Origin of the sequence: Jeotgalibacillus sp. S-D1, assembly GCF_004358665.1 — a bacterium.
Classification (GTDB): domain Bacteria; phylum Bacillota; class Bacilli; order Bacillales; family Jeotgalibacillaceae; genus Jeotgalibacillus.
In genome coordinates this window covers 1-11359 of record NZ_SMZR01000015.1, presented here as the reverse complement: position 1 = coordinate 11359, position 11359 = coordinate 1, and the positions used below count along the sequence as shown (strand labels likewise).

Sequence of the window (11359 nt, the reverse complement as noted above, 5' to 3'; positions counted from 1 at the left end):
TCACGATTACGTTTGGCTCTCTTATCTAAATTAATAGAACTGTTCTTGGACATAATAAGACGCACCTTAAAAGATTGAAGGGGGTTTGGGGTCTCCCCAACCAGCACACAAGAGGGATAGGATGTTTTTAGCGTAGCATAAAATAGCCCCCTTTTGTGACTGCTGGCTTAATAAGCGTTGGTAAGATTATATATTGATGCATAGGTAGTGTTAGAGTAATGTATATAGATAGTTTTTTATCAATGTATGGAGATAGTTTTTACAACTGTCTATAGAGGGTTTTAGATCAATGTATATAGAGGGTTAGGCAATGCTAGAAAAATCTGAAAAAAACAAAAATAGAGTAGCCAATATCAAACGTGTAAATTTGAAAAGAAGGGCCAGAAGCGATGCCATTATTTTCTTCTTAGGAGTAATCGACAACATGGGTCAGCTAAACGAAGTGATGTGGCATTACCATTTAAAGCATTTAGAAAACGATAAAAGAAGAGAGTTATGGCGTGCTTTTTGCGACTTACCCAATATCGATAAAATAGAAAGTCGGCAACACGAAAACATACACCTGAACGAACACTCATTAACATCATATAGCGCAGATCAGGTGTTAAAACTATTAGGCATAAACTTCAGTAAAACTAAGCTAAAAAAGTTCTCATCGAAGAAACGACCACAAAACAAAGAGCTCGTACAATTGGTGCTATCCGCAGTCAAAAGTAACCCCAAAGCATATAAAGAAACGTTAGACCTATACATTAAGTATTGGATAGAGGACTACGAACTCAGAGAAGAAAAAACTCGTTCGAAAGCATCTAACTAAGCCAAGGATCAGCCGTTGAACGACCAATAGGGTAACTAGCAAAGCAAATAGGAGCCAGAAAACAACTGGGGAGGGCCAAAGCAGCGTTAGCGAACAAAGGGGCATAGAAACGAAGCAAGCACCCAGTGCCAGAGGCAGTGGGTAAAACATAGGCCAGCACACGAGCTGCGTCGGAAACCGCTAAGCGGGCTATTATCTGATTATGGCTATTTGCACACCCTAGGTTGCTCAGCCAATTGATGACTGAACGCCTTGATACATCTAGCCTCCGTGCTATTTCACTCTTGTTTAAGCCTTGTTCGTATAACTCTTTAGCTTGCTGTCGTTTCTCATCATAGCTCTTACCTTTAGCTCGGCCACCTTTAGCACCTCTAGTAGCTTGAAGCTTAGAGAACGCCTTATGTGATGCTGTGAAGTCCATTCTGGCACAATACCTAGCGATACTACGAATGATGTGCTTAACCTCATTTGGATTAAGTGGTACATCAAATCTCTGGTTCATCTTTTCTGCTATTGGTTTGAGATATCTGACTATTGCGTTAAAACTTTTGGTTTTACACTGATAGGCTAAGTGTCGTAACTCCTCAAATAACGAGCAGTTACGGCCATAACCTGAATCATTTGCAGGCTCTTGCTTCGTCTGAGGGTAGAGTGGCTCTAAATCTAGATAATCTGCAAGCTCTGCAAGCGTATAAGAGGGCTGCGCCCCTGTTAGATACGTCTCATGCTCGTCACGATCGCCTTCGTCCTCATTGTTGTTAAGCCAGTGAGTCTTTTTTGGGGTGGGGGCATTGTCTTTTATGTAACAAGGGTTCTTGATGAGGTTGCCTGAATAGCTCGTATCTGCTCCTAATGCTTCACATAGGGCATCCCTAACAGCTTTAAGGTAGCTTTCGGCTCTAATGCTTGAGTTACCTCCAATACCTACAGGTGTGGTTAGCCTATAAGCATAGTGGGCGTGGCCGTTTTTGGGATTTTTGATGATAACTTGGGGTTTGGGTAGGCCTGTATCTATAAAGGTAAATAAGGCATCTGGATGGTCAATATCGAATACTAACCACTTAATCACGCAAGGGTGATTGGGCTGGATAAATCGGTGTTTAATCGCTTGTTTTTTGCTACGAACGAAAATAGAGCCTTTCTCGTTGGTGCAATAAGGCTTATTGGCGAGGTCGTCATAAAACTGACGTAATTGAGGTACTTCCTGCCATTCTCTTGGCGAGACTTGTTTGAGACATTCCATTACATTCTACGCTATTGTGTTAACGTGATAGCGTGATATAATGGATCTTGCAATGGAACCACTATATCTGCTACCACAGATTAGTATTCTAGAAACCCTCATAGTTGACGCTATGGGGGTTTCGTCTTTTTAGCTAGTTTACTCTTTTGTTACACTCTCTGCAAACCTTTATATTTCAAGGCTTAAATAGAATATTATCCTATTTAAATAAGTCAGCCTGGCCATGCTTACGTACGTACTCACGCATAAAGGCTCTGACAGCCTGTGATGCTGTTGTATCTTGGTTCTGACAAGCGTGTTTAAATGCTTTTAGTAGATCTTCATCAACTTTAGCAGTGAACATTTTTGTTTTTGGCTCAGTCATACTTAGCACTCCATAGATAATATAGAGTAAGTATATACCAAATAAACACCATTTAATACCAGTATTAACTGGCTTTACTCATACACAAGTGCCGCCCTCCACAAAACCCATAGCAAGCGATTTTTTTGGGTCGATAGGCATTCCTAAACTGTGTTAGCGTGTGTTACTGTATCCTGCTTGAATGCTCTCATAAGAACATACAGGTTGAAGAATAAAAATGAGTATAGATTACAAGCACGTCAGACAACAATTACAACAAATCGTTCACGACTATAAAGACTCTGAGGGCTATGAGCGTGGCCAAAGCCAAAACTTTTGGACTCAAGTGTTTAATGCTTATGGCGTGTCTGGCCAAACTCAAACTAAAGCATTTGAACATCGTCTTAAAGACAAATCTAATCAAAAATACGTTGATGCTTTCATCCCCAAATTGGTCATAATTGAGCAAAAAAGTCGTGGTGTAGATTTAAATAAAGCCTATACACAGGTATCTGAGTATTACGATCGTATTAATGCTAAAGACAAGCCTAGATACATCATCTTATGTAACTTCGATGAGATTTGGCTGTATGACATCAATAATCCATTAGATATTAAAAAATATCAATGCCCACTCTCTGATCTGCCAAACAATGCTGAATGGTTCGAGTTCTTATCGCCTGAAAGCCAACAATCTAATGAGATTATCGAAGAAAACCCCATCAACCGACAAGCTACTGAAAAGCTTGCTAAACTGCACCAGGCTTTCATTCAAGATGGTGTTGATCCTGATGATCTAGCACTATTCTTAACACGCCTGATTTTCTGTTTCTTTGCTGATGACACTGCTATTTTTGGTAAAAAACACGTACTGCACAATTTGTTAAAAAACCATGCAGCCACCGATGGTAGTAACTTACAGCAGATACTAACCACTTTATTTGACACATTAAACACTGAGCATCGTTCAAGCAGATTGCCTGAGCATTATGCTCAATTCGCCTATATCAATGGCGGTCTTTTTGAAGAAACTATCAACATCCCTTATTTCGATGAAAAGCTATATAACCTAGTTATGGAGTGTGATGCACTCGATTGGACTGAGATTAGCCCTGCAATCTTCGGTTCGATGTTCCAGAGTGTATTGGATGCAAGTGAGGGAGATAGCACTGAGGATAAACGGCGTGAGTTTGGTGCTCACTACACCAGTGAGAAGAACATTCTAAAAGTCATCAACTCATTGTTTTTACAAGAGTTACGTGATGAATTTTCTAAGTGTACTAACAACACACCAAGAGCCGTACAGCTATACGAAAAACTGCCTACACTAAAGTTCTTTGACCCTGCTTGTGGTTGCGGTAACTTCCTAATTATTGCCTATCGTGAATTACGTTTATTAGAGAACCAACTGATTGCAAAGATATTTGGCGATCAAAAGGGATTACTTGATATTAGTAGTATGTGTAATGTGACTGTAGATCAGTTCTACGGTATTGAAATTGAACCTCATGCCGCACATATTGCTCGTGTTGCTATGTGGATCACAGATCACCAGTTAAACATGGTCACTGCTGAGCGTTTTGGCACAACAAGACCTACGACACCTATTACCTATAGCCCCCATATTGTCGAGGGTAATGCCTTAAAAATAGACTGGAAAGAAGTGCTACCTGCTAACGAGTGCGACTTTGTAATGGGTAACCCGCCGTTTATTGGTAAAAACCAACAGAACAAAGAACAAAGAAGCGATATGTTGCAGGTTGCCAAAGAAATAAAAGGTAATCGTAACCTAGATTATGTTACTGCTTGGTATATTAAAGCTATGCATTATATGCTGTCAGTCAATCAAGACAACCATCATATAGAAACAGCGTTTGTATCAACTAACTCAATCGTTCAAGGAGAACAAGTTTCCATTTTATGGAAATATCTTTTAGAAGATTGTGGAGCACACATCAATTTTGCCCATCATACCTTTAAGTGGAATAACGAGGGAAAAGGAGTAGCTGCAGTTCATTGTATTATCATTGGCTACTCTACTGTTGAACATAAAGAGAAAACTTTATTTAAGTATGATGATGTATCTTCTGAACCCAAACCTAATAAAGTAAAAAATATAAATGGTTATTTAGTCGAAGCTGAAAACATATTTTTTGATAGGACAAAAAAACAACTATCAAACGAATACTTAATGGATTTTGGCTCTATGCCCAATGACGGTGGATACTTATTATTAAAAAAAGATGAATATGAAAGCCTTATAAACTCTGAACCTACCGCAAAAAAATATTTGAGACCTTTTATAGGTGCACAAGAGTTTCTTAATAGTGTTGAGCGTTGGTGTATTTGGCTAGATACTGATGATCTTATCAGTTTAAATCAAGATTTGGCTAAAATGCCTAGCGTCAAAAAAAGAATTGAAAACGTAAAGAAACATAGAGCATCAAGCACAAGAGAAGCTACTAAAAAGCTTGCCTCGACTCCACATCTATTTGGAGAAATACGCCAACCAAAATCAGGAAACTACTTACTAGTTCCAAGCGTATCATCAGAAAACAGACGGTTTATACCTATTGGCTTTCTTAGTCACGAGACAGTATGTAGCAACCTAGTATTTAGTGTTTCTAATGCAACACCATACCACTTCGGAATTCTATCTAGCAGTATGCACAACGCATTTATGCGACTAACAGCAGGTAGATTAGAAAGTCGTTACCGCTATTCCAATACCATTGTTTACAACAACTTCTTATACCCATTTATGGCCGATGATGATAGTGATAAAGCACAAAAAGCGAGAGAAAGCATAGCTAAAGCAGCTCAAGAGGTTTTAGATGCTCGTAAACACTATCAAGATGGTAGTGATGATGCACCGACTTTGGCTCAGTTATACAATACTTACCTGATTGATCCATACCCACTATTAACCAAGGCTCATAAAGCGTTAGATAAGGCCGTTGATAGTGCTTATGGTTATCGTGGCAAAGGGGATGATGCGAGTCGAGTCGAGTTTTTGATTAAAAAGATTGCTGAGTTGAATACTTAACAAAAAAAGCCCCATTTTGGGGCTTTCCCATTAAAGACAGCTTAAAACACTATCAAGCGAAGTCATTTAACGTAACGTCTGTTATGCGAAACTGGATCTTTTCCATTAAGCCGCACAATTAAAATTTTCCAAGTTTAACTGTACGGATTTGACAGCAAGGGTCATTTTTTAAAATGCGGTTTTTTTTGTATGTCAATTTCTTATAAAACTAATGCCTAACCCTATTAATAAAATAGTAAGGATAGCTATGAATAGCATCCTGATCTGAACCAGTTGTATTTTTTCTGCAATCTTTATAGCATCTTTAGTACTATTAAATTTTTTAAGTTTGGTCGTTTGTTTTTTCTGGCGCATATTTTTATCCCTTTATAATTTTACTTCATATCTTATGGGATATGAGCTATTCCATTTTTATTTTAGGCTAAACCTAAATTTATGCCCCTTTATTAGAGGCTATAACAAAGTATAAGGATGTTAATTGAGCCTTTCTTAGGTAGTTTTAGTATATGGCTTTCGGTGAAATTGGACAACCATCTAGAACAACTATGATACTGTACTAGGTATACATCAGAGGACATCATTGAACAAAGAGAGGCTATGTGAACATATCAGTATCAGAAGCATCAAAAAGATGGGGTGTATCAAGGACCACAATCTACAAAAAGATAGATGATGGCGAGCTTTCAAGAAATTCAGACAAGAAAATCGATACTACTGAAATGTTACGGGTGTTTGGGAACCCACCAAGCACTGAACGTACTGAACAAAATGAAAATAATGTCCAATGGACGTCAGTGAACAGTGAAGCTGAACAGGAAAACGTTCAGCTAAAACATCAACTGGAGATGGAAAAACTAAAAAATGTCCACCTGCAGCAGCAGGTGGATCATCACAAACAATTAGTTGAAAACTATCAAAAGCAAATTGACCAGTTAAGTAAGAGCTTGGACAAAGCGAATGCTAGTATTCAGGACTTTGCACAAACTAAGCTATTAGAGATGAAAGGTAGCTTATCAGGATCGAGCATCTCTCAAGACGAAAACAACTCCAAGGACAATCAGGGAGACAGTGAAATAGTAAGTTCTGAGTCAAATTCAAAACCTGCTACTAATCAAGAAGCTATCAACATTAAGGGCAAGAAAAGATGGTGGAGCTTGTCTTTGTAAATGCTCTCATGGATAGTTAGGTTTTAACGAGCAAAACCTTTACTTGTTAAAGAGTAGCTAAGTATCACAGTTGTCATGAGCATTTATTAGGAGTAGTATATAGACTATAATCTATATTATGGTTTTATATGTGGACTGTCATCACAACCGATCTATTCAATGATTGGCTTTATCAGCAAGATCAATCGACACAAGAGAAGGTGCTTGCCGCTTTAGTGGTTTTACAGCAGCAAGGCCCAAGCCTAGGGCGCCCTTTAGTGGACACTGTATATGACTCAAAATTTACCAACATGAAAGAGCTTCGGGTCCAGCATCGAGGTAAACCACTGAGAGCCTTTTTCGCATTTGATCCGAAAAGGCAAGCGATTGTACTTTGTATCGGTGATAAGGGTAATAACAAGCGCTTTTATAAAGAAATGCTAGCCACAGCCGATCAGCAGTATGAGTGTCACCTTAAAACCTTGGGGGATTTATAACATGACTAAGACATTACAAGAGCTATTAGCAGAGCGCTCTTTAGACAGCCAGGCGCGTATTCAGCAACTGGCCGAGCAGCTATTTTTGGAAAACCAACTCTACCGCATCCGAGAGGAGCTTGAAATCTCTCAAAAAGAACTTGCTCAAACTTTGGGTATTAAGCAGCCTTCACTATCTGCTATAGAAAACCGTGGCAATGACCTTAAAATCTCAACCATGAAAAAATATGTTGAAGCCATGGGTGGTAAGCTTCGTATTGATGTGGAGCTGCCAACGGGGAAGCATATTGGCTTTACTGTATAAATATATTCGTCAGGTTATATAGAGGAAGATATTGGTTTTGATGCCTTTGAAACCTCAGCAATCAATTGTCTTGAACACTTCACAGTCTGTTGAATATCAGAGTAGCTGTGGCCTGATTTTAGAAGACTGGCAATAATTTTACGCTTTTCCATGTCCTTCCCCCGCCCTTTATATTTACCTTGAGCTTTAGCGCGTGCAATACCTTGCATTTGACGGTTACGTCTATCCTCATAATCCTTTCTAGCTATAGCCGCTAACATATCCAGCAGCATGTCATTTATGGCGCGTAGTACACTGTCCATAAACTCCGAGCCATTACCTTGTTGCAATGCCATATATGACGTTGGAAGCTCTTTAGACACTACAGAAAGACGTTTGGCTGATAGTTTTCTCTTTAAGGTATCCCAATCAGTTTGATTTAAACGTGCCAAACGGTCTATCTGTTCAACTAAGATCACATCGCCCTCAGAAGCATCATCAATGAGCTGCATGAGTTGTGGACGTTCTAGCATCGCTCCTGACTCGTTCTCAGTATAGAATGCTGCAATTTTATGGCCATGCTCTCTAGCAAAAGCAATAAGTTCATCTTTAGCACGATTGGCGTCTTGCTCTTTGGTTGAGGCACGAAGGTAGGCTCTAATAAACATAAACACCCAAAATAGTCTGTTATAAGTGGTTCTATTATACCAGTCTATTTTAGGTGGTCTATTAATATTTTATAAGGCGTTTTTAGGTGGTTCCGCTAGGGTATACCTTTTAGAACACCACCGCTATTTTTACTAACTGGATTTAATAACTACAGACAGCTAGGTAAATGACGAGCAGGATCGCTCTCACGTGCTGCCATAGCATCTTCAATGTTCATCCCAAGGGCTTTGGCAACGCCTACGCCATAAGCTGGATCACACCAGTAACAGTTGCGAATATGACGATATTTAATAAAATCAAGCGCATCACCCATCGCTCGAGCAGTATTATCAAACAACACTTGCTTTTGCTCATCATTCATTAGGTTAAACAGTGCGCGCGGCTGGCTAAAATAATCACTATCGTCCTCACGGAAATCGTAGTGCGCTGCATAGCCATCAATCTTTAAAGCTGGCTCAGCGTACTGCGGCTGATCTTGCCACTGCTCAAAGCTGTTTGGCGTATAATGTGGACGACCACCGTAGTTATCATCGACACGCATTTGACCGTCGCGGTGGTTACTGGTGACAGGACAACGAGGTTTATTGACTGGAATTTGCTTGTGATTGACACCAACGCGATAACGCTGAGCATCCGCGTAACTAAAGAGACGCGCTTGTAGCATACGGTCTGGTGAGGCACTGATGCCAGTTACGAGATTGTTCGGCGCAAAAGCCGCCTGCTCGACGTCTAAGAAATAATTGTCTGGGTTTTTATTAAGCTCAATCTCGCCAACTTCAATCAACGGATAATCACCTTTTGGCCATACCTTGGTCAAATCAAACGGATGGTAAGGTACTTTATCAGCATCGGTTTCTGGCATGATTTGCACGTACATTTTCCACTTCGGAAAATCGCCATTGTCGATGGCATTGAGCAAATCTTCTTGATGGCTTTCACGATTCGAGGCGATGATTTCGGCTGCTTCGGCGTCGGTTAGGTTTTTGATACCTTGTTGAGTACGGAAATGAAACTTGACCCAAAAACGCTCATTGGCGCTATTGATAAAGCTATAAGTATGCGAACCAAAGCCATGCATATGTCTATAAGACGCCGGAATACCGCGGTCGCTCATGGTAATGGTGACTTGGTGCAAAGACTCTGGCAGTAATGTCCAAAAATCCCAGTTATTGGTCGCCGAACGCATATTGGTACGTGGGTCACGCTTGACCGCTTTATTTAAATCTGGAAATTTGCGCGGGTCACGAACGAAAAATACCGGCGTATTATTACCGACCAAATCCCAAATCCCTTGCTCGGTATAGAACTTTAGCGCAAAACCGCGAATATCACGCTCAGCATCAGCAGCGCCACGCTCACCTGCGACTGTACTAAAACGTGCAAACATCTCCGTTTGCTTACCCACTTCGCTAAAAATATCAGCACGCGTATATTGAGTAATGTCATTAGTGACGGTAAAAGTACCGAACGCGCCCGAACCTTTGGCGTGCATGCGGCGCTCTGGTATAACTTCTCGGTTCAAGTCGGCAAGCTTTTCGTTAAGCCATAAGTCCTCTGCAAGTAGAGGACCGCGTTTACCAGCGGTTTTGCTATTTTCATTATCAACCACTGGCGCGCCATTACTCATGGTCAACGGCGTCATATCGTAAGGGCATTTTTTATCGTTCATGTCGTTGCTCATAGTAATACTCCTTTGAACAAAAAATGGATTAAAGTGCAAAATCTATTCTGAATACGCTTCTATTAATATACCCAGAATAAATCTCATCTTTTCTGAAAAACGGCTATTTTTATTCATAACAACCTCTGCATTTAACGGCGCCGCCTTGTTAAGTATCATTACAACCGATTACTATAGATTTGTATAATTAATTAACTACATGCTTTGGTTTTGTTTTTCAGAACTACTATGTTCAATTTGTCCAAACGGCTATCCCACTCTCAACTGTACGGTTTAACTAAAATCAGATAGAATCTAAGAGATTTTTAAATCCCACCTTCTCCAAAAAAGGTAAATAAACCTTTTGCTTGTCGTTATTCAATAAATCCTTAGCGATTTGTTCGGCAAAGGCATCATAACTGGTATTCGCTTGGCCTTTCGCCAAATACGAGGCTTCAGGCAGTTTGGATATTTTTTTGGCAAAAGCGAAGCGTTGATTATCGGTCATGGGTACAAACATATCGAGCGTATTGGGGTCACGCTTGTCTTGCTCCACTTTAGCGGTCTTGACTTTAGCTTTTTGTTTAAACTTAAAGGTAAAGCTTGTAATAGTGCGACCTTGTTTGTGTTGGTCATAACTGACCGTAATATCGGTATTATGATTAATATCTTTTACCGCCATATCTAACACACGTTTTTTAAAATCACTCATTACCTTATATTCGGTATCAAGTAAACCGAAGCGAAAGCGTAACTCATCTAAGGTAATGTTCAGCAATTTACTAGCTTTAAAGCGAATCAAACACTCATACAATCGCATGGCATAGCGACTTTGCAGATTTGCCACTTGTTCAATTTCATAACTGGTAAAGTTACGTTCCAACTCAACAAGCATGGGAATAATGGCATTGGCAAACATAAATTTCACTGTCGCTTCATTTTCGATATAAACCGCAGATTGGGTAAAGCGTTCATAACGTACAACCACATTTCCTTTAGAATTTATATAGTGAGAGCCCCATTCAGCTTGATATAAACCCATTAGAGTATTAAAACTCGAATAATTTCCTTAGCGTACTATTTTCTCCGAATTCTGGGGTAACCCCTTAAAGGACAAAACGAATGGTTCTTCTAGGGTATAGTTGATAACAGTTAGTTTTTAACTCTAGAATCTCTGCACACGACAAAAAAATTCTGTTAAAGCAAAGGCGTAATAGTAATTTTTAAGACGAATCAGACCATGCCAAACTTTAACCCAAAACCTGAGCATGAACAAGGCAAGAATCACATGTTTGAGCCTAATGATAATAACCCTGATTACCGCTCAAAGCAGTAATCTTAAAAAAATAGCAAGACACATCCTTGAGGGTGGCAAGACCGACAGTCACTATCGCAGACTACAGCAATTTTTTTCCGAAGCGAGGATAGACTATGATCAACTGGCTTCGATGATATATCGGCTATTTGGCCGAGGGAAATTTCTTTTTTTAAGTTCTAAAAGCTCATAATCGTTCACGCGAATAGATATTTCACGATTACGTTTGGCTCTCTTATCTAAATTAATAGAACTGTTCTTGGACATAATAAGACGCACCTTAAAAGATTGAAGGGGGTTTGGGGTCTCCCCAACCAGCACACAAGAGGGATAGGATGTTT

At 39.8% G+C, this 11359-nt stretch carries 11 protein-coding genes; 5 read left to right on the top strand and 6 right to left on the bottom strand.

What is annotated here, in order from left to right:
* The first annotated feature begins 310 nt into the window (after positions 1–310).
* Positions 311–817: a hypothetical protein gene (locus tag E2R51_RS20275; RefSeq protein ID WP_133378693.1), complete on the top strand. Its 507-nt coding sequence runs from the start codon at positions 311–313 to the stop codon at positions 815–817.
* Here the strand turns inward: E2R51_RS20275 and E2R51_RS20270 are convergent.
* Together E2R51_RS20270 and E2R51_RS20265 are read right to left on the bottom strand one after the other, a co-directional pair.
* A complete protein-coding gene (locus E2R51_RS20270; RefSeq protein WP_205703357.1) occupies positions 810–2060 on the bottom strand; it encodes a replication initiation protein in 1251 nt (416 codons plus the stop codon). The two genes, E2R51_RS20275 and E2R51_RS20270, sit on opposite strands and share 8 nt — an antisense overlap.
* 199 nt (positions 2061–2259) lie before the next feature.
* Entirely contained in the window at positions 2260–2424 is a 165-nt protein-coding gene (locus tag E2R51_RS20265) for a hypothetical protein (protein ID WP_165967282.1), read from the bottom strand.
* A gap of 217 nt (positions 2425–2641) precedes the next feature.
* On the opposite strand from E2R51_RS20265, the gene E2R51_RS20260 reads away from it, so the two are divergent.
* The 4 genes from E2R51_RS20260 (at position 2642) to E2R51_RS20245 (ending at position 7395) form a co-directional block, all read left to right on the top strand.
* Positions 2642–5449: a DNA methyltransferase gene (locus E2R51_RS20260; RefSeq protein ID WP_133378692.1), complete on the top strand. Its 2808-nt coding sequence runs from the start codon at positions 2642–2644 to the stop codon at positions 5447–5449.
* Between the two features lie 599 nt (positions 5450–6048).
* A complete protein-coding gene (locus E2R51_RS20255) occupies positions 6049–6615 on the top strand; it encodes a plasmid replication DNA-binding protein (protein ID WP_133378691.1) in 567 nt (188 codons plus the stop codon).
* A gap of 128 nt (positions 6616–6743) precedes the next feature.
* Complete coding sequence (locus E2R51_RS20250) at positions 6744–7091, top strand: type II toxin-antitoxin system RelE/ParE family toxin (protein ID WP_110817442.1); 348 nt, start codon at positions 6744–6746, stop codon at positions 7089–7091.
* Between the two features lies 1 nt (position 7092).
* Positions 7093–7395, top strand: a complete 303-nt coding sequence (locus E2R51_RS20245; RefSeq protein ID WP_011954794.1) for a helix-turn-helix domain-containing protein — start codon at positions 7093–7095, stop codon at positions 7393–7395.
* A gap of 14 nt (positions 7396–7409) precedes the next feature.
* Here E2R51_RS20245 and E2R51_RS20240 read toward each other — a convergent pair whose 3' ends face one another.
* The 4 genes from E2R51_RS20240 to E2R51_RS20225 all read right to left on the bottom strand — a co-directional run.
* Positions 7410–8042: a recombinase family protein gene (locus E2R51_RS20240; RefSeq protein ID WP_011954795.1), complete on the bottom strand. Its 633-nt coding sequence runs from the start codon at positions 8040–8042 to the stop codon at positions 7410–7412.
* A gap of 149 nt (positions 8043–8191) precedes the next feature.
* Positions 8192–9724: a catalase gene (locus E2R51_RS20235; protein WP_278932040.1), complete on the bottom strand. Its 1533-nt coding sequence runs from the start codon at positions 9722–9724 to the stop codon at positions 8192–8194.
* A gap of 283 nt (positions 9725–10007) precedes the next feature.
* The gene (locus E2R51_RS20230) at positions 10008–10745 is read right to left on the bottom strand and encodes a RepB family plasmid replication initiator protein (protein WP_133378690.1); all 738 of its coding nucleotides are present in this window, start codon (positions 10743–10745) and stop codon (positions 10008–10010) included.
* 393 nt (positions 10746–11138) lie between these two features.
* Positions 11139–11359 (bottom strand): hypothetical protein (locus E2R51_RS20225; protein WP_205703356.1); only part of this gene is annotated, 221 nt, incomplete at its 5' end.